Here is a 25,333-nt window from a genome sequence, read left to right on the forward strand (position 1 = left end):
CATTCCTCCCTTTGGCGTTGTCTCGATACTCAGAGCCCGGCCGAGTTGCCGGGCTTCCTTTTTCCCGCCGCTTACTGTGTCAGTTGGCGATAGATCGCAGGCAGCGCCGCCGGCAGCCGCCTGATGTTGCCGACGATGGCGTAGCCGCCGCGCCCGAACAGCGTCGGAAAGTAGCTCTGCGCGGCGGCATCGATGGTGACGCCGAACACGGCCGTTCCCAGCCGCCGGGCTTCCTGGATCGCCTTACGGGTGTCTTCGACGGCGAACCGACCTTCGTAATGATCCACATCGTTGGGCTTGCCATCGGTGAGTACGATCAGCAGCTTCTTGCGATGCGGCTGGGCGGCGAGCTCCAAGGCGGCATGTCGGACCGCAGCACCGATGCGAGTGTAGTATCCCGGCTTGAGTGCCCCGATTCGCTTCTCGACCTGCGTTGTCATCGGTTCGCCGAAGGCCTTGACGGTCTCGAGCCGGACCCACGAACGACGGCGTGAGGTGAACGTCAGAATGCTGTGGTAGTCGCCGCACGCCGCGAGGCCGTTAGCCAGCACCAGTAGTGCCTCTTTCTCGACGTCCAGTACGCGATGTCCGTCCACCCAGGCGTCGGTCGAGAGCGATACGTCGACCAGCAGCGTGGCGGCCAGGTCATGACCCTGCGGGCGCATCGCCAGATGGACGCGCTCCAGCGAGCCGCTGCCCGCGCGGAGGTCGCATCGCGCGCGGACCAGCGCGTCGAGATCGAGGTCGTGCCCATCGGGCTGCGCTCTCACCAGTTCATGACGGGGCCGCAGCGTTTCGAACTGACGGCGCACCTGCCGGATCCGCCGCAACATGGCGTCGTCCGGCTGCCAGTCTTCTCCGTTCTCGCTCGCCTCCGAGGTCAGAACGCGGCAGTAATCCGGCATGTAGCTGCCGGTGCGATAATTCCATTCCGGATAGAGCCGCCCCGCCTCGAGCCGCGCGGCATCGACGGCTTCCGGCGGCAGGTCGAGGTCGAACCTCAGCTTGCTTGCGGGCTTGCCCTTGCGTCGCGAGATCGCGAGTTCGTCGAGGTCGTCGGCTGCCTTGCGGGCGTCATCCTCATCGCCGTCGTCGGAAGGGCGGTCGACGTTGACCATCTCCGCCATCGCCAGGATCTTCTCGAAGCGGTTAAGGATGAAGGGATCGCGTTGAGCTCTGCTGTCCTCCTGCTCCCGGACCGCGAAACGTTTGCGGGTGTCGGGACCGGCTTCCTCTGCCGCGCCGGACGGCTGCTCGTCATCGTCTGCTTGGGGCGCGACCGCTTCCCGGATCCAGCAATCGCCCCACAGCGGGCAAGGCAGCATCGGGCGATATCCGGACGGTGCCTTCTCAGGCGGCTCGCCGGCGCCGACGACAGCGGTCCAGAGCTCACCCTTCGGAGTCTCGCCGGCGCCGAGCAGCGCCATAACGACGGCCTCCACATCCCGCTCAACACGCGGCAATGGGCGCTGCGGACGGGCGATCACCATCGCGCCGGCGAGCCGTCGGTAGGTCTCGGCGAGTCCTGGGAACCGGGCAGTGACAAGGGCGGACGTCTCGCATACCCGACGCAGCGTCAAGAGATCCCGCTGCAACGGATCGACCGCTTCGATCGGGGCGACCGGCTGAACGGCGAACCAAGCCGCCAGCCAGCGGTACAGCTTGGCGTTAAGCTCGCGATCGGCGAAAACGGCGATGCTCTCGGGCAGGAATATGGTGGCGCCGTCGCGGCCGGGATGATCGAGGGTTTCGTCGCCGAGCCCGATACGCTGCCGCCATCCGAGCCGATGACCCGACTTGCGCGCCTTACAACCAGCGATCTGTACGCCCTTCTCGCCGCCGAGGGCGCGGAACATCACCGCGATCTGGCTTCGAACGTCGGCGAGCGCCACCGCATGCTCGGGATGAACCGGATAGGATGCGGTCGAGCCGACCAGCCGGTGCCAGGCTCGCCCGACGGTCTCCTCGAGTTCGAGGAAGTCGAGCATGCGATCACCCGATCACGGCACGTGCGACTTCAACCAGCGCCGCCTTGACGTCGGCATCGTCCGTCAGAGGCTCGATCATGCCGGCGCGAACGGCGTCGCCCACCGAAACACCGGCGGCGATGAGCGTGGCGCAGTAGACGATGAGGCGGGTCGAGACACCTTCCTCCAGGTCGTGGCCCTTCAACGCGCGCAGTCGCCCTGCAAGCTGCACCAGCGGGCGCACGCGATCCGGCGGAAGCTCGCTCTCGGCGGAGACCACCGCGATCTCCTGCTCCGCGGGCAGGAAGTCGAATTCGAGGGCGATGAAACGCTGCCGGGTCGAGGGTTTGAGCGCCTTCAGGAGGCTCTGATAACCGGGGTTGTACGATACGATCAGCATGAAACCTGGAGGCGCGCGGAGTTCCTCCCCGGTGCGCTCCAAAGGCAGGATGCGTCGGTCGTCGGTCAGGGGATGCAGCACGACGGTGACGTCCTTGCGCGCTTCCACCACCTCGTCGAGATAGCAGATGCCGCCCTCGCGGACGGCGCGGGTCAGAGGCCCGTCCGTCCAGACCGTGTCACCTCCCTTGAGCAGGTAGCGCCCGGTAAGATCCGCCGCAGTGAGATCGTCATGGCACGCGACGGTGTGCAGCGGCAGGTCAAGGCGGGCCGCCATATGGGCGACGAACCGCGTCTTGCCGCAGCCGGTCGGACCCTTGAGCAGAACGGGCAGCCGACGACGCCAAGCGTGCTCGAACAGAGCGCATTCGTTGCCGCTCGGCGTATAAGCTGGAATAGCTGGCGAGGAGCGGGCGATCGCGTGAACCGATGATTTCATGATAGCTCTCCGAGGGGATTCGATGGAAGGGGCGGCAGCACGTGCGGCCGCCCCTGTTCGCGCTATTCGGCCGGCTGAAGCGCGGACGAGATCGCGGGTTGCCTCGCGCGGCCGGGCACGAGCACCGCCCACACGAACATCGCGGCGGAGATGACCACGAATACGCCGGAACCGAGGCGCACCCAGTAGAACATCGCAAGCTGGTCCTGCACTTCCATGTAACTCTGGCCGAGCACCCTCTGCAGATGGACCTGGATGATCCCTGCGAAGGTCAGCGCGAACGTCATCACCATCATGGCCGTGGTCATGATCCAGAAACTGGCCATGCTGAGCCACTGGTTGTACGGAGCGCGCTCCTTCAATTGCGGGATCGCGTAGGCCATCACCGCCAGATTCAGCATGACGTAGGCGCCGAAGAAAGCGAGATGCCCGTGCGCCGCGGTCACTTGGGTGCCGTGGGTGTAGTAGTTCACCGACGACAGCGTGTGCAGGAAGCCCCAGACGCCGGCACCGAGGAACGCCATCACCGAGCAACCGACCGACCACAGCAGTGCCGCGCGGTTCGGGTGTTTCCGGCCGGCCTTCCAGGTCATCTGCACCGTGAAGATCACCATCGTGAAGAACGGCGCAACCTCGAGCGTGGAGAACAGCGAGCCGATCCACTGCCAGTAGCCGGGAGCGCCGATCCAGTAGAAGTGATGTCCGGTGCCGAGGATGCCGGAGAACAGCGCGAGACCGATGATGACATACAGCCACTTCTCGACGACCTCGCGATCGATGCCGTTGAGCTTGATCATCAGGAAGGCCAGCACGGACGCCATGATCAGCTCCCAGACGCCTTCGACCCAGAGATGGACGACGTACCACCAATACATCTTGTCGACCGCGAGGTTGGCCGGGTTGTAGAAGGCGAACAGAAAGAAGATTGCAACGCCCCACAGGCCGAACAGCAAAATATTAGTGACCGTCGTCTTTCGTCCCTTGAGCGCCGTCATCGTGACGTTGAACAGGAACATCAGGCAGACAACGACGATCCCGACCTTGATCGGGAACGGCTGCTCGAGGAATTCGCGGCCCTCATGATAGTGGAAGAGATAGCCCACGACCGCGACGCCCGCGGCGCCGAAGAACATCCAGAACTGGATCTTGGCGAGAAGTGGGCTGAACAGTTCGTTTTCCGTTTCCTCCGGAAGGAGATAGTAGGTCGCTCCCATGAAGCCGATCAGCGACCACACGATCAGTGCATTGGTGTGGATCATCCTGACGATGTTGAAGGGAAGCAGGACGGACAAGGTGTTCGGAAGAACGTAGATGGTCCCGGCAACCAGGCCGAACGCGACCTGTGCCAAGAACAGTGTCAGCGCGCCGTAGAAGTACAGCATCGCGACCTTCTGGGTCTGGTATTTCATGAAGGATTCCTCTTTGAAAGCTGTCGGAATGCTGTGATCAGCCCGCCTTGTTCGGCGGCCAGTTCTGACGCTTGATGCTGTCGGTCCACTGCAGGAAATCGGCGAGGTCGTTGAGTTCCTGGTCCGTCAGGTTGAACTGCGGCATCTGCCGACGGCCGGGCGCGCCGCTCGGCTGTGCCTGCATCCAGGCCTTCACCATCTCCTTGGCGGAAGCGGGATCTTCCCTGCCGCCCCAGCGGTCCCAGACGTTGCCGACCTCGGGGGCGAAATAAGCGCCCTCGCCCAGCAGCGTATGACAATTGATGCAGGAATTCTTTTCCCAGACGTGTTTGCCGCGTGCGACGGAATCCGTCAGCGTTACGGTGTCGGTCGATTTAGTCACCATGTAGTAGTGACTGTGGGCGGTGAGCGCGACAAAGATCGCGAAGAAGAACGCGGAGCCGCCGTAGAAGACGTTCCGCGCAGCCGTTTTCGTGAGGCGTTCAGCCATCACCTGTCCTTTCGGTGCGGTTGCGGTTATTGCGAGCGTCGCGATAACCTACGCAGTCCGTCGGACGGTTCTTTGTGCCGCAGCAAACAGGGGAGCGGTCGTCAGCTAGACGAACAGCCTGACTACGGAAGCGGCCCAGGCGAACGAGGCGATGCCGACGACCCAGACGGTCGCCAGGCTCCGCCAGACCGGCGACACCGCCCGCAGTCCGAGGAAATCCAAGAGGATTCGGCGGCCCTTCAGCGCCGCGAGCCCCAGCACGACCCCGGTCGCTGATGGCCCCGCCATCAGATGCCATGAGGTAAGCAGCGTCGCGACCGCCAGGCCGATCAGGACGAACAACGTCGTCTCGAGAGGATGTCGGGACATGTCAGCGCACCAGATAGACGATCGGAAAGATCAGGACCCATACGAGGTCGACCATGTGCCAGAACGAAGTCCCGGTCTCGACCGCATGAGGGTCTGCGCCCCGCAGAACTACGGCCAAGATTGTCATCCCGAGCACGACATGCAGCAGGTGGAATCCAGTCAGGAGGAAGTACAGCGTGAAGAACGTGCTGGTCTCCAGACCGGCACCGGAAGCGACCTCGCCGCAATACTCGGATAGCTTGATGGCGACAAACGCCGCGCCTAGAGCGATCCCCAGCGACAGCCAGCGCCGGCAATCGGCCCGCCTCCCTTCGCGCGCGGCCAAGACGCCGCGTGCGGCCGCCCAGCCGCTCGTCACCAACACCAGCGTGTTCAAGCCGGCGAGGCCCGGATCGAGCAGCTTCTGCCCGTCAGCAAAGCCCGAGGGGTCCACCGCTCGCGCGACCGAAAAGGCTCCGAGGAGGAGACCGAAGACCGCGAGTTCGCTGAAAATCAGCACCCACATCATCGGGTCGCCCGGCAACTCGGCGAAGACTTCCCATTCGCCTTCCCGCGGTTCGAAATCCCGCGCCGACATCGACATCCTTCAACAGTTTGCGTTCATCAACCCGTAACCGGGATCCAGCGTCCGATCTTTGTCCCCCGACAAAGACGGACGCTGGCCGCCGGACTAGGTTCGGACCGTCACCTATCGTCTGCGGGATCTGGAGTTTCATGAGCGAAGCGCAGCTAGGCCTTCTCACGGCAACGCCCGTTATCATCGCTTTCGCCGGCATGCTGCGGGCAATGGGCGTGCTTTCGACCGTCGCGACGGTCTCGGCGATCCTTCTGTCGGCCGGGATCGCCACCGTTCTGTTCACGACCCAATGACTCGAACGGGGCCTCCGCCATGAACGCTCGCAGCTTCGACGTCGACGACATCCTATCCAATACGTGGGACCGCAAGCTCGCGCAGGCCCTCCACCCATCTTTCGATCTCGCCGATGTCGGCAGACAGCTCCGTTCCGAAATCACCGGCAAAACCGCGCCACGCGGGCAAATTGTTCTGGGGAACGCCGATCACGACGGTGATATTGTACTCCATCGCCTTGGCAATGAGGTCGAGCAGTCCGCCACCACCGCATTCGGCCTTGCCGAATTTGTTGAGCACCAGCACATCCGGTGCATCGGCCAGGCCACTTTCGATCCGCGCAGCGACCTCTGCAAGCGCCGACTCGTCGAGCCGGCAGCCCGACGCGCCGGCACCGCGATCCTCATAGATCGACGTGCGATGACCGGTGCTTAAATCCTCCAGGAGGACATCGCATCGTCGCTCCGACGCCGCGTCAACCAAGTGCTGCAAGACGCCGGCAAGCGACAATCTGTTGCGACGACACGCTGCGACCAGCGCCTCAAAGGCCGTCGCAGGGTATATGTTCTGCGGATAAACGATCGCCGCCAGCGATGGCGTGCGCGGCGGGACGACTTCAGGCGTCCGGGCGGAAAGCGCGACAGACATCTTGATTCACCTCAATGGGACGTGCGCCTATCAGATCAAGGCAATAGGGAATGGCCGGGAAGACGGCGCCGAGACAGATGTCGATCGACGATGGCCGCCCGGGCAGATTGACAATCAGACACTGGCCTCGTGTCCCAGCGGTCTGCCGCGAGAGGATCGCGGTCGGAACCTGCTCCAGGCTGACCCGGCGCATCAGTTCGCCGAAGCCGGCAAGCTCGCGCGTGATCACGCTGCGTGTGGCCTCCGGTGTCAAATCGCGCGGCGCCGGCCCTGTCCCGCCGGTCGTCAATATCAGGTCGCAGGTCTCCCGATCCGACATTTCGATGAGTGCGCCGGCAACGCTTTCAACACCATCCGGGATGATCTTGACGATCGTGATCCAGTTGGATCGGATGGTTTTGGCCAGGAAGCTGTTGATTGCCTCCTCACCCTGGTCCTTGTATTCGCCCCGGCTGGCGCGGTCGGACACCACGAGAATGCCAATCCGCGCAAGGCTGCGGGAGAAGCCCGTGCCACCGATTTCACGTTGGTCGATCATGTGCATCCCCCGCTGCCTCCACATGAGCATCCCACGTGCGGTTCGACGCTCTGGGCTTCGTCCCGCTTCAGCGACCAGTGCAGCATGTGCGTCAGGCAGCGGAAGCCCGGATCATCGGCGCGTTCGACCGTATTCATCAACGCAAGCCAGTCCTCGCTCGATGCTAGGTTGGCAAAACGCCGCACCGCGCCTGCGGCGTATTCTCCGACCGTCTCGTCAAAGCGATCAGCCGTGGAACCGATGCGCGCCACCAGAGTGAGATCACCACAGCTGAGCAGCGCATCGGCCGCGGCAGCCTCTTCGCTGAAATTCCTGATGATTTGCCCGAGCTGCATGGTGTTTCTCTATTGCAGAAGCGGCGAGCTGGCGCCCGCGATTGCAATTCCGGTGATCTCTGCACGGCCGGCCAGCACGGCGACATATTGGGCGAGTGAACGGTGCTGCACACTTGTTGCGAGGTAGTCGGCGATGCGGTCGCGAGCGAGCTCAAACGGCAGGATCTGCCCCGGCGCGTGCCGATCGAGCCGAACGATGTGGAAGCCATAGCGGGTTTCGACGATGGCGAGCTCGCCCTCGTGCATGCGAGCCAGCGCCACCTCGAATTCCTCGATCGTCTGGCCACGCGTCACCTGGCCGAGGCGGCCTCCGTTCTCGGCGGAGGTCCGGCAATCGGAACGGCTGCGCGCCAATTGATCAAACAGGGCGGGGTCTTCTCGCACGGACAACAGTATCTTCTCCGCAGTCTCGCGGGCGCTACTTCGGGCAGCAGCATCATTCGGCGGAGCCGCGATCAGGATATGAGCGGCCTCGTAGAGATCACCGGTCCTGAAACGACGCTGGTTCTGTTCATAGAAGCGCAGGCATGAGGCATCGTCCGGCTCGGGCGTGACGACCTCCCGTTCGATCAGTGCGCGCATTGCCGCCTCTTCGGGGGTTTCGCTCCGACCTTCGGCGTCCCGCAGCGGCTCCGCGGAAACTTCGAGGCGCCGTGACTCCTGCAGCAACAATTCCCGCACGACCAAAGCCCGTGCTGCTGCCTGCCAGGCCAGGATCGGCTTTTCCGCCGGATGGTTCTGCACCTCGCGCGCGATTGCCTCGCGCGGAATGACGGTGCCATTGACGCTGACGGTCTTCGGCTTGGGGAGGCTGTCGGCGAGCGAGCAATCCATGGCTCTACTCCGCAGGTTGCAGAGGACGGTCGGCGGCGCGCGAGGCGGCGTCGCGGCGGCGCACGACCTGATAGCCGCGGCGGCCAAGATACCAGACCGGCGCGCTCCAGATATGGACCAATCGCGTAAAGGGAAAGATGAGGAAGATCGTCATGCCCAATACGAGGTGCGCCTTGAAGAGCGGGTGCACGTCCAGAATGTTGGCGGCGATGCCCGGCTGCAGCGTCAGGATGCCCTGAGCCCATCCCATGAACTTCACCATCTCATGCCCATCGAGATGCCCGAGCGATACGGGAATGGTCGCAAGGCCGAGAAGCAGCTGGGCGAACAGGATCAGGAGGATTGCGGTGTCGCCGAAGGAGGAGTTGGCGCGAATGCGCGGATCGAACAGCCTCCGGTGCGTCAACAGCGAAATCCCGACTAGGCACATCAATCCGGCGGCGCCGCCCGCGACGATCGCCAGCATCTGCTTGAAGCCATGCGAGACGCCGAGCATGTCGAATACCCAGATCGGGGTCAGCAGTCCCACGAGATGGCCGAAGAAGATGAAGAGAATTCCGACGTGGAATAGGTTCGAGCCCCAGACGAGCTGCCGTCGCCGCAGCAACTGGCTGGATCCACTGCGCCAGGTATATTGCTCGCGGTCGAAGCGGACTAGGCTGCCGAACAGAAAGACGGTGAGGCAGAGGTACGGATACCAGCCGAAGACGATGGCATTGAGCGTCTGCATGATCTGGCCCTCTATTGCGGGTGTGACGGCGCCGGCCCGACGGCGCGACGGGCGTGCCGAAGCTTTGCGATCAGGGTTTCGTGGCCGCAGGCGCTCTGCCCCTGCGAGCCGGGCCCGAACCGGACTTCTTCCTCTTCCCAAGCCGCGTCGAGCGCCACCAGATCCATCGGGTCGGTCTCGGGCGCCTTCAGAAGCTCGTCGACAATATCGCGGCGCGGCGCTTCGGCAGCGATCTTGACCAGCGTGTCGAAAACACCCTTGTAGCTCGACTCGCGTCGCCCGAGCCGTTCGGCGAGCGCCGCGAAAATATGCGCAGTCTGCCCGAGGAGCTCACGCGCCTCCGCAAACGGTTGCGTCGCCAGGAATTCGAGGAACAGCGGCACGTAATCCGGCAATTCGTTCGCCGCGATCGCCAACCCCGCATTTTCGTACATGGCTTTGAGATCGACCATGGCCTGGCCGCGATCGCGGCTTTCACCGTGGACATGCTCGAACAGATGCAGCGCAAGCGTCTTGCTGCGATCGAACAGCAGGCCGTAACGCTCCTGCAGGTCGTAGAGATCGCCGATGGCGATTTCCTCGATCAGCACGTCGACCGCACCGCGGCACGCCGCCGGCACCAGCCTCTCGGCATCGAGCACCGCCGCAAACTCCGGCGCGGCTTCGATCAACGCCTCGGTCGGATAGCTCAGAAGGGCCGAGAGGACCTTGAACGTCTTCATCACGCGATCTCCATCGGATTCTTTGCCTTGCGGGGCGAACCGAACAGGTTGGTCTCGGTCTCGCCGCCGGAGCAGCCATTGCCGAAGGTGAAGCCGCAGGAGCCGCGGATGTCGAAGGCGTCGGCGCCGAGCTCGCGATGCGCGGTCGGGATCACGAAACGATCCTCGTAGTTGGCGATCGCCATGATCTGGTACATCTCGTCGATTTGGGCCGGCTTCAGACCAACCCGGCGGGCGATGGCTTCATCGACGACGCCGTCGAGCGTCTTGGCCCGCATATAGGCGCGCATCGCCATCATGCGTTCGAGTGCCAGCGTCACCGGCGCTTCATCGCCCGCGGTCAGAAGATTGGCCAGGTAGCGCATCGGAATCCGCAGCGACTTGACGTCCGGCATGCCGCCGTCAAGACCGATCTTGCCGGCGGAGGCGGCCGAGGTGATCGGCGACAGCGGCGGTACGTACCAGACCATCGGCAAGGTGCGGTATTCCGGATGCAGCGGGAATGCGACCTTCCACTCCATCGCCATCTTCCAGATCGGCGAGGTCTTCGCCGCCTCGAGCCAGGCATGCGGAATGCCCTGCCGCTCGGCCTCGGCGATCACCTGCGGATCGTTCGGATTGAGGAAGATGTCGAGCTGGGCCTGATAGAGATCACGTTCGTCAGGCTTGCTCGCCGCTTCCGCGATGCGGTCGGCGTCGTACAGCACGACGCCGAGATAGCGGATACGGCCGACGCAGGTCTCCGAACACACCGTCGGCTGACCGGCTTCGATGCGCGGGTAGCAGAAGATGCACTTCTCCGATTTTCCAGACGACCAATTGTAGTAGATCTTCTTGTAGGGGCAGCCGGAGACGCACATGCGCCAGCCACGGCACTTGTCCTGGTCGATCAGGACGATGCCGTCCTCTTCGCGCTTGTAGATGGCGCCCGATGGACAAGCCGCGACGCACGCCGGATTGAGGCAGTGCTCGCACAACCGTGGCAGGTACATCATGAAAGTGTTTTCGAACTGGCCGTAGATATCCTTCTGAACGCCCTCGAAATTGTAATCCTGTGAGCGCTTTTCGAACTCGCCGCCAAGGATTTCTTCCCAGTTCGGGCCCCACTGGATCTTCTCCAGCCGCTCGCCGGAGACCAGCGAGCGCGGGCGAGCTGTCGGCATCGCCTTCATTTCCGGCGCCTGCTGCAGATGCTGGTAATCGAAGGTGAACGGCTCGTAATAATCGTCGATCTCGGGCAAATCAGGATTGGCGAAGATGTTCGCCAGCACCCGCCACTTGCCGCCGATACGCGGCTGGATCGAGCCGTTGCGGTTGCGCTTCCAACCGCCCTTCCAGCGCGCCTGGTTCTCCCAATCCTTGGGATAGCCGATACCGGGCTTGGTCTCGACGTTGTTGAACCACGCATATTCCATGCCTTCACGGCTGGTCCACACGTTCTTGCAGGTGACGCTGCAGGTGTGACACCCGATGCATTTGTCGAGGTTCAGCACCATTGCGATCTGGGCGCGGATCTTCATTGTGCGGCCTCCAGCCGGGACGTGCCGGGTTGATCTGCGGCGGGCGTGTCGAGCCAGTCGACTTTCGACATCTTGCGAACGATGACGAATTCGTCGCGATTGGCGCCAACCGTGCCGTAATAGTTGAAGCCGTAGGCTTGCTGTACGTAGCCGCCGATCATGTGGGTCGGCTTGAGCACGGTACGGGTAACGGAGTTATGGATGCCGCCGCGCTGGCCGGTCTGCTCGGAGCCCGGGACATTCACGATCTTCTCCTGTGCATGATACATCATACACATGCCTTGCCGGACGCGTTGCGAGACCACCGCGCGTGCGACCAGCGCGCCGTTGGTGTTGTAGGCCTCTATCCAGTCGTTATCGACGATGCCCGCCGCCTTGGCGTCGAGTTCGCTGATCCACACGATCGGACCGCCGCGCGACAGCGTCAGCATCAGGAGATTGTCGGTGTAGGTGGAGTGAATGCCCCACTTCTGGTGCGGCGTGATGAAGTTCAAGACCACGGAGTCGTTGCCGTTCGGCCTGCGGTCGATCACCGGCTTGACCGTCTTGGTGTCGATCGGCGGCCGGTAGACGCAGAAACCCTCGCCGAAAGCGCGCATCCACAGATGGTCCTGATAGAGCTGCTGGCGACCGGTCAGCGTGCGCCACGGGATCAACTCGTGAACGTTGGTGTAGCCGGCGTTATAACAGACCTTGTCGGACTCCAGGCCCGACCAGATCGGCGAGGAAATGATCTTGCGCGGCTGTGCAACCACGTCGCGGTACCGGATCTTCTCGTCCTCCTTGGGGACGGCCAGATGGGTGTGATCTCGCCCGGTGAAGTTTCCGAGGGATGACCACGCCTTGACCGCGACCTCGCCGTTGGTTTCCGGAGCGAGGCTCAGGATGACTTCGCAGGCGTCGATCGCGCTCTCGATGCGAGCAAGTCCTTTGGACGCGCCTTCCTCCGTTACGACGCCGTTCAGCTTCTTGAGCAGTTCGACCTCATGATCGGTGTTCCAGCTCATGCCCTTGCCGCCATTGCCGAGCTTGTTCATCAGCGGCCCGAGCGAAGTGAAACGCTTGTAGAGGTTCGGGTAGTCCCGCTCGACCACGGTCACCGCCGGCATGGTCTTGCCGGGGATCGGATCGATTGCTCCCGTCTTCCAGTCCTTGACGTCGAACGGTTGGGCGATCTCGCCGGGACTGTCGTGCATAATCGGGGTGAGGACGACGTCCTTCTCGACGCCCAGCACCTCGGGTGCGACCTTCGAGAAGGCTTCCGCGATGCCCTTGTAGATGTCCCAGTCGCTCCGCGATTCCCACACCGGATCGATCGCCGCCGACAGCGGGTGAATGAAGGGATGCATGTCGGAGGTATTGAGATCGTTCTTCTCGTACCAGGTCGCGGTTGGCAGCACGATGTCCGAGTACATGCAGGTCGTGGACATCCGGAAGTCCAGCGTGACCAGCAGATCGAGCTTTCCCTCCGGGGCGTCTTCGTGCCATTTGACCTCAAGAGGCTTCTTCCTGCCGTCCTCGCCGAGATCCTTACCCAGCACGCCGTGCTTGGTGCCCAGCAGATGTTTCAGGAAGTATTCATGCCCCTTGCCGGACGCCCCCAGCAGGTTCGAGCGCCAGACGAACATGTTGCGTGGCCAGTTCTTCGGACCATCGGGATCTTCGCACGACAGCTTCAGTTCGCCAGACTGGAGGGATTTGGCGACGTAATCCTTCGGCTCCAGCCCGGCGGCAGCCGCAAGCTTCGAAACTTCCAACGGGTTGGTCTCGAGTTGCGGTGCAGAAGGCAGCCAACCCATCCGCTCGGCGCGAACGTTGTAGTCAATCAGCGCGCCGTCCCACGGACCTTGCGGCGCCGTCGGTGACAGAATTTCCTTCACATCGAGCGTCTCGTAGCGCCATTGATCGGTATGGGCATAGAACGCCGAGGTCGAATTCATCTGCCGCGGCGGGCGGCCCCAGTCGAGACCGAAGGCAAGCGGCGTCCAGCCGGACTGCGGCCGCAGTTTCTCCTGACCGACGTAATGCGACCAGCCCCCGCCGGACTGTCCGATGCAGCCGCACATCACCAGCATGTTGATGATGCCGCGGTAGTTCATGTCCATGTGATACCAATGATTCAACCCGGCGCCGAGGATGACCATGGAGCGGCCGCCGGTCTTCTCGGCATTGGCGGCGAATTCGCGCGCCACCGCGATGATCTGATCGCGCGGCACGCCGGTGATTCTCTCCGCCCACGCCGGCGTATAGGGCTGGACGTCGTCGTAGCTGTTGCCGAGATGCTCGCCGCCGAAGCCGCGATCGACGCCGTAATTGGCGACGAACAGGTCGTAGACCGACGCCACCAGCGCCTCGCCGTCCTTCAGCTGGATCCGCTTGGCGGGGATCTTGCGCGTCAAGACGTCCGGATGGTCGGTTCCCTTGAAATGGTCGTGCTCGCGATTGCCGAAATAGGGAAACGCCACATCGGCCAGTTCATCCCTGATATCGCTGAGCGACAACCGGAGCTTGGTGTTGCGGCTCATTGAGTCCCGCTCCTCCAGATTCCATTTGCCCTGCTCGCCCCAGCGGAATCCGACCGAGCCGTTCGGGACCACGATCTCTCCGGTTTCCTCGTCATAGGCCACCGTCTTCCACTCCGGATTGTTGGCCTCATCGAGCGAAGTGGCGAAATCCGAGGCGCGCACGAACCGCTCAGGTACGAGCCGTCCCTCGGATTTCACCAGCCGCACCAGAAATGGCATATCCGTATACTGGCGCGTGTAGTCGTTGAAATATCTGGCCTGCCGATCGACGTGAAATTCCTTGAGGATCACGTGCCCCATGGCCATCGCCAGCGCCGCGTCGGTGCCTTGCTTGGGCGACACCCAGAGATCGGCGAATTTCGAAGCTTCCGAATAGTCCGGACAGATCACGACGCTCTTGGCGCCCTTGTAGCGGACCTCGGTATAGAAATGCGCATCCGGCGTGCGGGTCTGCGGGACGTTCGATCCCCACAGGATCAGGAAGCCGGAATTGTACCAGTCTGCGCTTTCGGGCACGTCGGTCTGCTCGCCCCAGGTCTGCGGCGAGGCCGGCGGAAGATCGCAATACCAGTCGTAGAACGACATGCAGACGCCGCCGAGCAGCGACAGGTAGCGCGCACCTGCCGCGTAGCTCACCATCGACATCGCTGGAATCGGCGAGAAGCCGAACACGCGGTCTGGACCATAGGTTTTCGCGGTGTAGGCGTTTGCGGCGGCGACGATCTCGTTGACCTCGGTCCAGCTGGCGCGGACGAAGCCGCCAAGGCCGCGCTTCTGCACATAAGCCGCTCGTTTCGTCGGATCTTCGACGATCGATTTCCAGGCCGCGACCGGTGCCATCACAGTGCGCGCCTCGCGCCACAGCTTCAACAGCCGCGAGCGCACCAGCGGATATTTCACGCGATTGCCGGAATAGAGGTACCAGCTATAGCTGGCGCCGCGCGCGCAGCCGCGAGGTTCATGGTTGGGAAGGTCCGGGCGTGTGCGCGGATAGTCGGTCTGCTGGGTTTCCCAGGTGACGATACCCCCCTTGACGTAGACCTTCCACGAGCAGGAGCCGGTACAGTTCACGCCATGTGTCGACCGCACGATCTTGTCGTGCTGCCAGCGCTTCCGGTAGCCGTCCTCCCAGGAGCGGTCCTCGGTTGTCGTCACGCCGTGACCGTTGGCAAAATCCGGCTTGGCGCGCGTGAAGAATGTCAGCCTGTCCAGGAAATGGCTCATCCCTCGTCTCCTTATTCCGCGGGCTGGGTGGCGGGCGAAATCTGAGCGCGCCGTTCGATGTCATGAAGCAGGCCGCCCTTGCGGGTATAGACAGCCCAGGTGATGACGATGCAGGTCACATAGAAGATGAAAAATCCCCACAGCGCCGCCTGAACGCCGCCAGTGAGATCGATCGAGGTACCGAACGACTTCGGAATGAAGAACGCACCGAACGCGGCGATCGCCGAGGTGAAGCCGGTGATGGCGGCCGATTCCTTCTCGGCCTGGCGCAGCCGGGTCGCGGGATCGGCGGTCGGCATCAGCCGGTCCATCTCCCGCCGCATGATGTTGGGAATCATTTGGAAGGTCGACGCGTTGCCGACGCCGGTCGCGAAGAACAACAGCAGGAACATCGCGAAGAAGCCCCAGAACGCGCCGGGTTGATCCTTGATGCCGAGGAAATAGAGCACTCCGAGCACGCCGATCATCATCAGCGCGAACACGCCGACGGTCACGCGGCCGCCGCCCCATTTATCGGCCATCCACCCCGTGGCCGAGCGCGAGAGCGCACCGACCAGCGGGCCCAGGAAGGCGAATTGCAACGCATCGACGGCGGGAAATTGGGTCTTCGTCAGCAGGGGGAAGCCGGCCGAGTAGCCGATGAACGAACCGAAAGTGCCGGTGTACAGCCAGCACATGATCCAGTTGTGCTTACGCTGGAAGATTACCGCCTGGTCGGCAAAGGAGGCTTTGGCGGACGCAATGTCGTTCATGCCGAACCAGGCCGCAAAGGCGCTGGCGACGATGAACGGAACCCAGACGAAGCCGGCATTCTGCAGCCAGAGCGGCACATCGGTGCTCCCGCTCTTGACCGCGGTCGGATCGCCGCCGAACCAACCGAACACGCCCACGGTGATCACGATCGGCACGACGAACTGCACGACGCTGACGCCGAGATTGCCGAGGCCTGCATTGAGCGCGAGCGCGTTTCCCTTCTCCGCGCGGGGGAAGAAGAACGAGATGTTGGCCATGGAGGAGGCAAAATTGCCGCCGCCGAAACCACACAACAGCGCAAGCCCAAGGAAGACCGGATAGGGCGTCGCCGGATTTTGCACGGCATAGCCGATACCGACAGCGGGCAGCAGCAGCGACCAGGTGGCGAGCGTGGTCCACAGCCGGCCGCCGAAGATCGGCACCATGAAGGAGTAGAAGATCCGCAGCACCGCGCCCGATATGCCGGGCAGCGCCGCAAGCCAGAACAGCTGGTCAGTCGTGAACCTGAATCCGACCGAAGGCAGCTTGGCCACCACCACCGACCAGACCTGCCAGACCGCGAAAGACAGCAGCAGCGCGGGGATCGAGAGCCAGAGATTGCGCCGGGCGATGGCACGGCCGCCGCCCTCCCAGAACGCAGCATCCTCCGGCCGCCAGTCGGTGAGGACGGCGCCGGACAGAGCGCCGACATGCTGTGGTCGGTGAATCTCCTGCATCTCCGGCAGTTCGGGAAGCTTCTTGAGTGCTTCGCCGACCACGCCGCGCTCCATCTGCCTGATGGAGACGTGCATCCAGACCAGCGCGATCGTGACCAGCAGGAACAGCAGCATGAAGCAGCTGGTCCGGAGCCCGGTCAGATCGACGAGCGCGCCGAAGGCGATGGGCAGCACGAAACCGCCGAGACCGCCGATCATGCCGACCAGACCGCCCACCGCGCCGACATTCTGCGGATAGTAGACCGGGATGTGCTTGTAGACCGCAGCCTTTCCGAGCGCCATGAAGAAGCCCAGAACGAACACTGTCACCACGAACGGCACCAACCCCATCTCCAGATGGAAGCCGACGGTGCCGTTCACGGTCTTCACGAGATAGTCGGTCGGCGGGTAGGACAGCACAAAGGTTGCCGCTACTCCGACCAGGAACGTCCAATACATGATGCGGCGCGCGCCATAGCGGTCGGAGAGATGGCCGCCATAGGCGCGAAAAACGCTCGCCGGAAACGAAAACATCGCCGCCAGCATCCCGGCAGTCTTGATATCGACGCCGTAGACCTTGATCAGATATTGCGGCAGCCACAGCGAGAGTGCGACGAAGGCGCCGAACACGAAGAAGTAATAGAGCGAGAAGCGCCACACCTGGATGTTCTTCAGTGGCTCGAGCTCAAGCCAGGCGCTCTTCGGCTTCTCGTTCCTGGCACGCCGCTCGCGCACCACCGGGTCTTCCTCGGAAAGGAGCCAGAACAAGATGCCCATTACGCCGATCGCAGCCGCCCAGACCTGCGCGGTCGTCTGCCAGCCATAGGCAACCAGAACGAACGGAGCGAGGAATTTCGTGACCGCGGCGCCGACATTGCCTGCGCCGAAAATGCCGAGCGCCGTGCCCTGCCTGGCGGTCGGGAAAAAGCGGGACACGTAGGCGACGCCGACCGCAAAGGATCCTCCGGCGACACCGACGAAAAGTGCGGCGACCAGGAATTCAGGATAAGTGTGCGCCCACGTCAGCAGGTAGGTGGCGACCGCGGCGGCGAGCATCACCACCGTGTAGACCCGCCGCCCGCCATACTGGTCAGTCCAGATACCAAGCACGAGGCGGATTAGCGAGCCGCTGAGGATCGGGGTGCCTACCAGCAGCCCGAACTCGGTGTCGTTCAGACCGAGCTCCTGCTTGATCCGGATGCCGATGATCGAGAATATCGTCCAGACCGCGAAGCAGATGGTGAAGGAAATTGTCGAAAGCCAGAGCGCTCGACCGCTATGCGAAGAGCTTGAACCAGTTGCGCCCATTGAAGTCTCCAATCACCCACCGGCATTGGAGGCACTCATGCGCAAAGATCAGCGCGTCCGTGGTTGTTCCAGATCAATGATCCCGTCGATGGTGTGAGAAAGGCACCCTGAATTTGCAAAAAGACGCCCTTCCGATTGCATTTTGTGGCATCGTGATTTGATATTTGTCACACGTCACGGAGATCGACCAGTTGCGCTCTGATGATTTCGATCGGGTGAAGTCCTTGCCTCTGTTCGCGCGGATGACCGAGCAGAGTCTCGATAACCTGTTGCAAGGCGCGCTGCTGCAGCAGTTTCCGGTCGGTGTGCATCTCATTCACGAGGGCGATGCTCCCGACTTCCTGCACGTCTTGATCGATGGTCTGGTCGAAATCTTTACCGAACAGGACGGAGTCGAGTGGGGAATTTCCCTGCTCGCGCCAGTCTCGACCTTCATTCTTGCGGCCGTCGTGGGCGACCAGCGCTACCTGAACTCGGCAAGAACGTTGAAGGAATCCCGCATTCTGCTGATCCCGGCACAAGGCGTGCGGACGATCCTGGGGCGGGAGATCGAATTTGCCCAGACCGTCACAAGCGAGCTTGCATCGGCCTATCGCGGCGCAGTGAAGAAATTGAAGGGCTATGTGGCGCGATCGAGCGTCGAACGTCTGGCCAACTGGATCCTGTCAGAGGCGCAAAGCGCGGCATCAGGCAAGCATCTCGTCCTGCCATTCGACCGCGCCACCCTGGCATCCCACATCGGCACGACCCGCGAGAATCTTTCACGCAATCTAGCGCATCTGACCGAGCATGGCGTGCGTATCCGTGGCCGGGAAATCATCATAGACCGAAGAGACCTGCTGGAGGCTTTTGCGCGTCCACAAAGGTTCATAGACGACCCAAACTCCTGAGTGTGGATTCAGGCCCAAGGGGTTGCGAGCGGCTGATTGGTTGATCAAAGAGGCACGTCATCTCGGGGCCTCCCGTGCAGGCGGCTCCTCCACCATATCCCGCGGCCGCTGTTGGGCTGCATGATCGAACCGGCAGCGAACGCAATCCGACTGACGGCGGAGAGGTTAAGGATTAACGGACGCATGACGCTCTCGCCGGACTAGCTAGGGCACTCTTCACTGAGCAACGCATCGGCAGAGAGACGCCGTTCGTCTCTCGGGAATGGTGTGGCGATGTTAACTTCGCTTCGGACCACCTTGACGGTGTTAGCCAGCATTCTGATGCTGGCTAACACCGCAGTCCCTGCTCAGTCAGCGGATGCAAGCCCGCTTCAGCTCGAGACCAGAATTGTGCTGGGCGACGTGCGTGGCCGCGTCGACCACATGGCCATCGATTTGAAGAGGCAACGTCTCTTCGTTGCCGAGTTGGGCAACGATAGTGTCGGAATTGTCGATCTCGCCAATCGCAAATTGATCCGCAGAATATCAGGACTTAAGGAACCGCAGGGCGTCGGCTACGAACCGTCGACCGACATGCTCTATGTCGCGAATGCCGGAGACGGGTCAGTGCGACTGTCCTCACGGCCATTGGAAAACAACAACCTGTCGAGAATGCCTTCGCGAAGCTCAAAGCAAATCTGCGAAAGGCCGCCGAACGCACCGTCGGCGGCCTCTGGGATGCTGTCGGGCGCATCATCGACACTTACACGCCCGCAGAATCCTCAAACTACTTCGCCGCCGCCGGCTACTTGCAACCCGATAGGCTAACGCTCTAGTGCTTTGCTTCAAACCTGAGGAGGGGCAGTCTCTACAACCCTGGTCATAGACGATGCTGTGTATCGGATCCCGCTTAGAACGCTCCCGGAACATCACGACTCGTCGCATGGCGTGCGACGTACGACCACAAAAACGTCGCACGAGACCGGGTTTGTTCTGTCCGGAAAATTAAAAAAGCCCCGCAGGGCCAACCTCTTGAGGGTGGTGGGCGCACCAGGGCTCGAACCTGGGACCCGCTGATTAAGAGTCAGCTGCTCTACCAACTGAGCTATGCGCCCGGAACTTGTCCGGAAATGACCCTCGCAAGAGAGGCCGTCGTTTAGCAAAGCGATTCCGCGATGTCCAGCAAGCTGGCGCAACTTTTCCCGACTTTCTGACAGCCGAAAGGCCGCCGGATTCCGGCAGCCTTTCATAGGCTTGGCGAGGATGCCGGTGGCTGGCCCTCAGAGCCGGCCGGAGCGTTCCTGATCCGGACCGTCGTCGCGGTCGAAATGATGGTCGCGGCCGCCGCGCTCCCAGCGGTCCATGCCGCGCTCGAGGCGATGGCGGCGCCAACCCTCGGCGCCGAAGCCGCGCCCTTCCATGTGGGTGAGCATGGTCAGCCTCCGCTTCTGGTTGTCGTCGAGCGTCTTGTAGAGCGGGTCGGCGGCATCGGCGATCTTCTTCAGCGACGTCGCGGTCGCGGCCATGTTGTCGGCGCGCTCGCGCAGCCGCGCGACCGGATCATCCGGCGTCCCGGCCTTGTCCGCATCGGTCTTCTCCGCGGCCATCCGGGCGTTGGCGCGATCGAGCCGCATCTTGGCGAAGTCGCGCACCGCGGTTTCGACCGGCGGCCACAGCTTCTCCTGATCGGCGGTCAGCTTCAGCCCGGCGTGCACCGCAGCAATGCGCGCGTCGAGGAAGGCGGCCCGGTCCTCGGGGCTCATCCGCATCTGGCCATGGAACCACGGGCGATGCTGCGCATAGACCGCGGTCGAACCGGCAATCGTGAGCGCCGCGATGCCGGCGAGCAGAACTTTCTTCATCCAAACCTCCTTTGAAGTTTGCCTGAGGATGATACCGCCTGCTGCGGCCTTCAACTTACGGATTGGACAGAGAGACCTTTCTTGCCAAGATGTAATCCGCTTCATTGCCCGTCAGAAACATCCAAAGCGCGAGGTCGCGCTTTGGTTTTCTGATTGTTTGCGCATGATCTTATCGGAAAGCCGCTTCACACTTTTCCGGATCATGCGCTGGCTAGATCATTCCCAACAGCCGCGGCAGCCACAGCGAGATCTCCGGCACGTAGGTGATCAGGCCGAGGAACACCAGCATCGCGCACAGCCACGGCAGGACCGAGATCGTGATCTCGCTGATGCCCATCTTGGCGATACTGCTCGCGATGTAGAGATTGAGGCCAACAGGCGGATGGCACAGCCCGACCTCGGTGTTGACGATCATCAGGATACCGAGATGCACCGGATGCACGCCGAGCTTGGTCGCCAGCGGAAACAGGATCGGCGCCATGATCAGGAGGATCGACGACGGGTCCATCACGTTGCCGGCGAGCAGCAGGATGACGTTGACCACGAGCAGGAACATCCAGACCGAGAAGTTCTTGTCGATGATCCAGGCCGCCATCTCCTGCGGGATCTGCTCATGCGTCATCAGGAACGAGAACAGCACCGCGTTGGTGATGATGTAGAGCAGCATCGAGCTCATGCTCGCCGCCTGCAACAGCACCTTCGGCACCTCGGAGAGCTTCAGCTCCTTGTAGACGAACACGGTGATGAAGAAGGCGTAGGTCGCGGCGACTGCCGCGGCTTCCGTCGGCGTGAAGATGCCGCCATAGATGCCGCCGAGCACGATCGCGATCAGCGACAGGCCCCAGATGCTTTCGCGGAACGCCGTGAACTGCTGGCCGATGGTCGCGCGCGGCATCTTCGGGTAGCCGTTGCGCTGCGCCACGAAGAAGGTCACCGCGGCCAGCATCAGCGCGAGCAGCACGCCCGGGACGATGCCGGCCATGAACAGCGCGCCGATCGAGGTGTTGGTGGAGACGCCGTAGAGCACCAGGATGATCGAGGGCGGCACCAGGATGCCGAGCGCGCCCGAGGTCGAGATCACGCCGACGCCGAAACGCTTCGGATAGCCGTGATCGACCATCGCCGGCATCATGATCGAGCCGATCGCGACCACGGTGGCGACGCTCGAGCCCGAGATCGCCGCGAACATCGCGCAGGCCGCGACGCCGGCGAGCCCAAGGCCGCCGGGCAGATGCCCGACCAGCGAGGTCGTGAACGCGATCATGCGGCGCGCGACGCCGCCGCGGGTCAGGAACGTGCCGGCCAGGATGAAGAACGGGATCGCCATGATGCCGAAATTGTCGAGGCCCGAAAACAGCTTCAGGCCGACGCTCTCGATCGGCACCTCGGTCATGGTGAACAGGAAGGTGAGCACGGTCAGGCCGAGCGAGATCGAGATCGGCATGCCCGTCAGCATCAGGGCAAACAGCAGTCCGAAGATAAGTGCGGCGCTCATCACGCTTCTCCAAGCGCAACGGGCGCGGTCTTGCTGGTCTCGACGCCATCGACGTGGGAGGCGTCATGGTGCGGCAGCTCGTCGGTCCACCAGTAATTCCAGCACACCTGCAGGAAGCGGAAGCACATCAGGTAGGAGCCGAGCGGGATGCAGGCATAGACGATCCAGCTCGGGATCTCGAGGTCGGGCGAGACCTGGTCGGTGTGCATCAGCTCGAACACGAATTTGGCGCCCATGGTGCCGACGATCGCGGTGAACAGCGCGCCGCCGAGCAGGCCGAAGCTGATGGTGCGCTTGCGCCAGGCGTCATTGAGGCGGTTGATCAGCACGTCGACGCCGACATGGATGCCGGTGCGCACGCCATAGGCGGCGCCGAACTTCGCCATCCAGATGAACATGTAGATGCAGAGTTCCTGCGACCATGCGAGATTGATGCCGAACAGATATGGATAGAGCACCGGCACGTCGACCAGGAAGCGGTGCACGACCGTGACGAAGGTCAGAAGCGTCGCGGCGCCCATCAGGCTCGCGATGATGATTTCCTCGAGCCGGTCCAGAATTTTCAGCAGCATTGATCTCCCCTGTCATGGCCGCCCCCTGCGGCCAGAGCACTAATCTCCCTCTCCCCGTTCTTACGGGCCGGGACGAGCGAAGCTCGCCCCAAGAGGGTTGGTTGAGGGGCTCCGTCCGCGCACACGTTGATAGTTGCGTTCGCGGAAACTCCCCCTCACCCGAAATTCAAGCTGCGCTTGAATTTCGACCTCTCCGCGCACGCGAGGCGAGGTGCAAACACCGCCTTAGTTCATCGGGCTACGGCCGGTTTCCTTCAGGAATTCGTCGATCAGCGGCTGGCCGACGCGCGAGGCAACGTCCTTGTAGACCGGCATCATCGCCTTGCGCATCGCCTCGTCCTGCTCCGGCGTCAGCGAGATGATCTCGGTCTTGCCGGCCTTCTTGATCTCGGCGAGCGCGTCCTCGTTCTCCTTGGCCGACTGGTTGTTGCCGAACTCGGTGGCTTCCTTCATCGCCTTGTTCAGTTCGTCGCGGATGTCGGCCGGCAGGCCGTCCCAGAACTTCTTGTTCACGACCACGACGTAGCCGATGTAGCCGTGATTGGTGACGGTCGCGTACTTCTGCACCTCATGCATTTTCTGGGTGTAGATGTTCGACCAGGTGTTCTCCTGGCCGTCGACCACGCCGGTCTGCAGCGCCTGGTAGACGTCGGAGAACGCCATCACCTGCGGAATCGAACCGAGCGCGCGGAACTGGGCCTCCAGCACCTTCGACGACTGGATGCGGAATTTCAGTCCCTTGTAGTCGGCGGGCGCGACCAGCTTCTTGTTCGCGCTCATCTGCTTGAAGCCGTTGTCCCAATAGGCGAGACCGGTCATGCCCTTGGAATCCAGCTTCTTGAGCAGCTGGGCGCCGAGCGGACCGTCGGTCACCTTGCGCAGCGATTTCAGGTCGGGGAGGATGTAGGGCAGATCGAAGACTTCGAATTCCTTGATGCCGATCGGGCCGAACTTCGAGTTCGACGGCGCCAGCATCTGCACCGCGCCGAGCTGCAGCGCCTCGAGTTCTTCCTTGTCCTTGTAGAGCGTCGAGTTCGGATAGACCTCGACCTTCACCTTGCCGCCGGTGTACTTCTCGGCGAGTTCCTTGAACTTGTCGGCCGCCTTGCCCTTCGGCGTATCCGAGGCCACCACGTGGCTGAACTTGATGACGATCGGCGACTGCGCCGAGGCCTGCCCGACAAAGGTCAAGGCCGCGATCGACGCCGCGGCCAAAATGAACTTACGCATGTTTCCTCCCGCGTATTGCGGAGCACGAATACCGGCCCCGAGACATCCGGTCGCACCATTACAGACAAGCCACGCCGATTGCCATTGCCCCTTTAGCAGGGGCTAAATTGCGCCGTTGCTGCACTGCAAAATCCGATGCGGCGGTATCCCTTTCGGCTCTTGCGACCGTTCATTGACACCGCCCGCACGCTGTGCCCGGCCATGGCGGCGCGGTCAATACGAGGTTTGGCAATGGCGAGTTCGCCGGGCGCGAATGCTGGCGCCCATCTCCGATGTCGTCCCTGCGAAAGCAGGGACCCATACTCCGCAGCGAGAATTGTGAGCGGGACTTGTCGTTTGTCGTCCCGGCGCAGGCCGGGACGACGATGAGGGTGGGTCGCAATTCAAGATGTCAAACAGTGCGGTGTCATCATATGCGCATGCGCATGCGGGTGATCCAGTATTCCAGAGACAGCAGTGCTTGAGCCGAGGGGCCACGGCGTACTGGATCGCCCGGTCGAGCCGGGCGATGACAGGTGAGGATGAGGATACAGATTCTCGTTCTCGCGACATCATCTGTCCGAAGTTTTGCATCTCATTCCGCCCTCGCTCTTGAAGAGGGCGCAGGGAAAGCCGGGTGCCGATCGCACCCATGGGCCCCGTGCAAAAGGTAGAAAGCACGGGGGTAGGACCACAGGTGTAACCGGAAACAACCCGGCTTTCCCTGCGCGGTGGGTTACGGCTTACTTCGTGCTCTCCCCGGCGAGACTGGGCTTGCTTGTCACCGCCCTCGCAACACGCATTGCATCTTGCGAGAGGACACCTGCCGCTAGGGCGTCAGGACCACACGACTTCACCGTCCGCTTCAGCCACACTCGTCAGCCGTGACATCAGCGTCCACCGCATCTCAACCCACGTTCGTGACGATCGCGAAGCGCCCCTCGATCGGGTGAGATGGATGTATTGAACATCTGAGTTGGGTGAAACGCCAAGCGGAATATTTTCTTATGGCGATATTGACAGCTTTTGCTGAGTTGCCCGTCGTGTCCAACCGGCAACAGCGGGGAACAAGAGAGAGAGATTGAACTGAACCGTCATCGTGCCTTAGCCGCTAGTTGCAATCTCAGTGACCGCTGAGCACCAGCGTCTTGACCGGTAGCAGCAGGGCCTGGATGCGCAGCAGGAGCGCGTGTACGAGCCCCGTTACGTCGACGACATGCAACGCAAATCCCTTGAGCGTGCCGGTCTTCGGATCAGCGATCACATCGTGGTTGCTCGTATAGGCATTGACGATGCAGCTGGAGCCTGGCGTGACGCCTTCAAGGCCGCCGGTGTAGAGCGGCTCCAGAAACGTGAGGATCGAGCCCGGTTGGCGCAGGGCTTGCGGATCGATCAGCTGCTCGCCGGAGCGGAATTGACCGGTGGCGATGTAGTCCTGCACACCGGTGACGACGAGCGGAATGATCGTCCAGTGCTTCGAGATGCAGGTTGCCTCCGCGACCATGCCGGGCTTCATGACCTGGGCCTCGATCTGGCCAAAGCCGGCCTGCAACGGGCCAGCTTTCGCGGCT

At 62.4% G+C, this 25,333-nt stretch carries 21 protein-coding genes, 1 tRNA gene and 2 pseudogenes; 3 read left to right on the forward strand and 21 right to left on the reverse strand.

Going from position 1 to position 25,333, the window contains the following annotated elements; genetic code table 11:
* Positions 1-71: 71 nt before the first annotated feature.
* From AAFG13_RS13675 to AAFG13_RS13700, 6 genes are all read right to left on the reverse strand, one after another.
* On the reverse strand, positions 72-1,988 hold the full coding sequence (locus AAFG13_RS13675) for a VWA domain-containing protein (protein ID WP_342712326.1): 1,917 nt from the start codon (positions 1,986-1,988) through the stop codon (positions 72-74).
* Positions 1,989-1,992: 4 nt separating this feature from the next.
* Entirely contained in the window at positions 1,993-2,805 is an 813-nt protein-coding gene (locus tag AAFG13_RS13680; RefSeq protein WP_342712327.1) for a CbbQ/NirQ/NorQ/GpvN family protein, read from the reverse strand.
* Positions 2,806-2,867: 62 nt separating this feature from the next.
* Complete coding sequence (locus tag AAFG13_RS13685) at positions 2,868-4,214, reverse strand: cbb3-type cytochrome c oxidase subunit I (RefSeq protein WP_212310410.1); 1,347 nt, start codon at positions 4,212-4,214, stop codon at positions 2,868-2,870.
* A gap of 37 nt (positions 4,215-4,251) precedes the next feature.
* Positions 4,252-4,704 (reverse strand): cytochrome c, encoded by a 453-nt coding sequence (locus AAFG13_RS13690; protein ID WP_212310411.1) that lies wholly within the window; start codon positions 4,702-4,704, stop codon positions 4,252-4,254.
* A 105-nt stretch (positions 4,705-4,809) separates the two neighbouring features.
* Positions 4,810-5,073 carry a hypothetical protein gene (locus AAFG13_RS13695; protein ID WP_342712328.1) on the reverse strand — a complete coding sequence of 88 codons (264 nt, stop codon included), beginning with the start codon at positions 5,071-5,073 and terminating at the stop codon, positions 4,810-4,812.
* A 1-nt stretch (position 5,074) separates the two neighbouring features.
* Entirely contained in the window at positions 5,075-5,650 is a 576-nt protein-coding gene (locus AAFG13_RS13700; protein ID WP_342712329.1) for a cytochrome c oxidase subunit 3 family protein, read from the reverse strand.
* A gap of 137 nt (positions 5,651-5,787) precedes the next feature.
* Between AAFG13_RS13700 and AAFG13_RS13705 the strand changes: the two genes are divergently transcribed.
* Positions 5,788-5,943 (forward strand): hypothetical protein, encoded by a 156-nt coding sequence (locus AAFG13_RS13705; protein ID WP_212310414.1) that lies wholly within the window; start codon positions 5,788-5,790, stop codon positions 5,941-5,943.
* Positions 5,944-5,995: 52 nt separating this feature from the next.
* On the opposite strand, the gene AAFG13_RS13710 is transcribed toward AAFG13_RS13705, so the two are convergent.
* Genes AAFG13_RS13710 through AAFG13_RS13750 form a run of 9 tightly spaced genes read right to left on the reverse strand, consistent with a single transcriptional unit; the run spans position 5,996 to position 17,755 of the window.
* On the reverse strand, positions 5,996-6,571 hold the full coding sequence (locus AAFG13_RS13710) for a DUF2478 domain-containing protein (protein ID WP_342712330.1): 576 nt from the start codon (positions 6,569-6,571) through the stop codon (positions 5,996-5,998).
* A complete protein-coding gene (gene mog, locus AAFG13_RS13715) occupies positions 6,540-7,109 on the reverse strand; it encodes a molybdopterin adenylyltransferase (RefSeq protein ID WP_212310416.1) in 570 nt (189 codons plus the stop codon). Before mog ends, AAFG13_RS13710 begins: the two co-directional genes overlap by 32 nt.
* Positions 7,106-7,444: a hypothetical protein gene (locus tag AAFG13_RS13720; protein WP_212310417.1), complete on the reverse strand. Its 339-nt coding sequence runs from the start codon at positions 7,442-7,444 to the stop codon at positions 7,106-7,108. The genes mog and AAFG13_RS13720 overlap by 4 nt, the downstream gene beginning before the upstream one ends.
* 9 nt (positions 7,445-7,453) lie before the next feature.
* Positions 7,454-8,278, reverse strand: a complete 825-nt coding sequence (locus AAFG13_RS13725) for a peptidylprolyl isomerase (RefSeq protein ID WP_342712331.1) — start codon at positions 8,276-8,278, stop codon at positions 7,454-7,456.
* Positions 8,279-8,282: 4 nt separating this feature from the next.
* The gene (gene narI / locus AAFG13_RS13730) at positions 8,283-9,011 is read right to left on the reverse strand and encodes a respiratory nitrate reductase subunit gamma (RefSeq protein ID WP_342713335.1); all 729 of its coding nucleotides are present in this window, start codon (positions 9,009-9,011) and stop codon (positions 8,283-8,285) included.
* Positions 9,012-9,019: 8 nt separating this feature from the next.
* Positions 9,020-9,730, reverse strand: coding sequence for a nitrate reductase molybdenum cofactor assembly chaperone (gene narJ / locus AAFG13_RS13735; protein ID WP_212310419.1), 711 nt, complete (start codon positions 9,728-9,730; stop codon positions 9,020-9,022).
* Positions 9,730-11,250 carry a nitrate reductase subunit beta gene (narH, locus tag AAFG13_RS13740; RefSeq protein WP_212310420.1) on the reverse strand — a complete coding sequence of 507 codons (1,521 nt, stop codon included), beginning with the start codon at positions 11,248-11,250 and terminating at the stop codon, positions 9,730-9,732. The genes narJ and narH overlap by 1 nt, the downstream gene beginning before the upstream one ends.
* Positions 11,247-14,999 (reverse strand): nitrate reductase subunit alpha, encoded by a 3,753-nt coding sequence (locus tag AAFG13_RS13745; RefSeq protein ID WP_342712332.1) that lies wholly within the window; start codon positions 14,997-14,999, stop codon positions 11,247-11,249. Before AAFG13_RS13745 ends, narH begins: the two co-directional genes overlap by 4 nt.
* Positions 15,000-15,010: 11 nt before the next feature.
* On the reverse strand, positions 15,011-17,755 hold the full coding sequence (locus AAFG13_RS13750) for an MFS transporter (protein WP_342712333.1): 2,745 nt from the start codon (positions 17,753-17,755) through the stop codon (positions 15,011-15,013).
* 164 nt (positions 17,756-17,919) lie between these two features.
* On the opposite strand from AAFG13_RS13750, the gene AAFG13_RS13755 reads away from it, so the two are divergent.
* Both AAFG13_RS13755 and AAFG13_RS13760 read left to right on the forward strand, forming a co-directional pair.
* Positions 17,920-18,645 carry a helix-turn-helix domain-containing protein gene (locus AAFG13_RS13755; RefSeq protein WP_342712334.1) on the forward strand — a complete coding sequence of 242 codons (726 nt, stop codon included), beginning with the start codon at positions 17,920-17,922 and terminating at the stop codon, positions 18,643-18,645.
* Positions 18,646-19,286: 641 nt separating this feature from the next.
* Positions 19,287-19,460 (forward strand): annotated as a pseudogene (locus tag AAFG13_RS13760) (IS630 family transposase); the annotation flags it as partial.
* Between the two features lie 203 nt (positions 19,461-19,663).
* Here the strand turns inward: AAFG13_RS13760 and AAFG13_RS13765 are convergent.
* From AAFG13_RS13765 to AAFG13_RS13790, 6 genes and pseudogenes are all read right to left on the reverse strand, one after another.
* Positions 19,664-19,739: transfer RNA gene (locus tag AAFG13_RS13765), tRNA-Lys, on the reverse strand.
* A gap of 165 nt (positions 19,740-19,904) precedes the next feature.
* The gene (locus AAFG13_RS13770; RefSeq protein WP_212310423.1) at positions 19,905-20,486 is read right to left on the reverse strand and encodes a Spy/CpxP family protein refolding chaperone; all 582 of its coding nucleotides are present in this window, start codon (positions 20,484-20,486) and stop codon (positions 19,905-19,907) included.
* A gap of 211 nt (positions 20,487-20,697) precedes the next feature.
* The gene (locus AAFG13_RS13775) at positions 20,698-21,981 is read right to left on the reverse strand and encodes a TRAP transporter large permease subunit (protein WP_092115778.1); all 1,284 of its coding nucleotides are present in this window, start codon (positions 21,979-21,981) and stop codon (positions 20,698-20,700) included.
* Entirely contained in the window at positions 21,981-22,553 is a 573-nt protein-coding gene (locus tag AAFG13_RS13780) for a TRAP transporter small permease (protein ID WP_092115779.1), read from the reverse strand. The genes AAFG13_RS13775 and AAFG13_RS13780 overlap by 1 nt, the downstream gene beginning before the upstream one ends.
* A gap of 225 nt (positions 22,554-22,778) precedes the next feature.
* Positions 22,779-23,783, reverse strand: a complete 1,005-nt coding sequence (locus AAFG13_RS13785; protein ID WP_207831615.1) for a TRAP transporter substrate-binding protein — start codon at positions 23,781-23,783, stop codon at positions 22,779-22,781.
* Positions 23,784-24,885: 1,102 nt separating this feature from the next.
* Positions 24,886-25,314 (reverse strand): annotated as a pseudogene (locus tag AAFG13_RS13790) (HlyD family secretion protein); the annotation flags it as partial.
* Positions 25,315-25,333: the final 19 nt, after the last annotated feature.

Source organism: Bradyrhizobium sp. B124 (genome assembly GCF_038967635.1).
Lineage (GTDB): Bacteria > Pseudomonadota > Alphaproteobacteria > Rhizobiales > Xanthobacteraceae > Bradyrhizobium.

Bases quoted from the DNA above. Each gene is read 5' to 3' on its own strand.
- AAFG13_RS13770 (WP_212310423.1), bottom strand. From the start codon at position 20,486: ATGAAGAAAGTTCTGCTCGCCGGCATCGCGGCGCTCACGATTGCCGGT.
- AAFG13_RS13780 (WP_092115779.1), bottom strand. From the start codon at position 22,553: ATGCTGCTGAAAATTCTGGACCGGCTCGAGGAAATCATCATCGCGAGC.
- mog (WP_212310416.1), bottom strand. From the start codon at position 7,109: ATGATCGACCAACGTGAAATCGGTGGCACGGGCTTCTCCCGCAGCCTT.
- AAFG13_RS13720 (WP_212310417.1), bottom strand. From the start codon at position 7,444: ATGCAGCTCGGGCAAATCATCAGGAATTTCAGCGAAGAGGCTGCCGCG.
- narH (WP_212310420.1), bottom strand. From the start codon at position 11,250: ATGAAGATCCGCGCCCAGATCGCAATGGTGCTGAACCTCGACAAATGC.
- AAFG13_RS13700 (WP_342712329.1), bottom strand. From the start codon at position 5,650: ATGTCGGCGCGGGATTTCGAACCGCGGGAAGGCGAATGGGAAGTCTTC.
- AAFG13_RS13680 (WP_342712327.1), bottom strand. From the start codon at position 2,805: ATGAAATCATCGGTTCACGCGATCGCCCGCTCCTCGCCAGCTATTCCA.
- AAFG13_RS13775 (WP_092115778.1), bottom strand. From the start codon at position 21,981: ATGAGCGCCGCACTTATCTTCGGACTGCTGTTTGCCCTGATGCTGACG.
- AAFG13_RS13690 (WP_212310411.1), bottom strand. From the start codon at position 4,704: ATGGCTGAACGCCTCACGAAAACGGCTGCGCGGAACGTCTTCTACGGC.
- AAFG13_RS13695 (WP_342712328.1), bottom strand. From the start codon at position 5,073: ATGTCCCGACATCCTCTCGAGACGACGTTGTTCGTCCTGATCGGCCTG.
- AAFG13_RS13725 (WP_342712331.1), bottom strand. From the start codon at position 8,278: ATGGATTGCTCGCTCGCCGACAGCCTCCCCAAGCCGAAGACCGTCAGC.
- AAFG13_RS13745 (WP_342712332.1), bottom strand. From the start codon at position 14,999: ATGAGCCATTTCCTGGACAGGCTGACATTCTTCACGCGCGCCAAGCCG.
- AAFG13_RS13785 (WP_207831615.1), bottom strand. From the start codon at position 23,783: ATGCGTAAGTTCATTTTGGCCGCGGCGTCGATCGCGGCCTTGACCTTT.
- narJ (WP_212310419.1), bottom strand. From the start codon at position 9,730: ATGAAGACGTTCAAGGTCCTCTCGGCCCTTCTGAGCTATCCGACCGAG.
- AAFG13_RS13685 (WP_212310410.1), bottom strand. From the start codon at position 4,214: ATGAAATACCAGACCCAGAAGGTCGCGATGCTGTACTTCTACGGCGCG.
- AAFG13_RS13750 (WP_342712333.1), bottom strand. From the start codon at position 17,755: ATGGGCGCAACTGGTTCAAGCTCTTCGCATAGCGGTCGAGCGCTCTGG.
- AAFG13_RS13705 (WP_212310414.1), top strand. From the start codon at position 5,788: ATGAGCGAAGCGCAGCTAGGCCTTCTCACGGCAACGCCCGTTATCATC.
- AAFG13_RS13675 (WP_342712326.1), bottom strand. From the start codon at position 1,988: ATGCTCGACTTCCTCGAACTCGAGGAGACCGTCGGGCGAGCCTGGCAC.
- AAFG13_RS13710 (WP_342712330.1), bottom strand. From the start codon at position 6,571: ATGTCTGTCGCGCTTTCCGCCCGGACGCCTGAAGTCGTCCCGCCGCGC.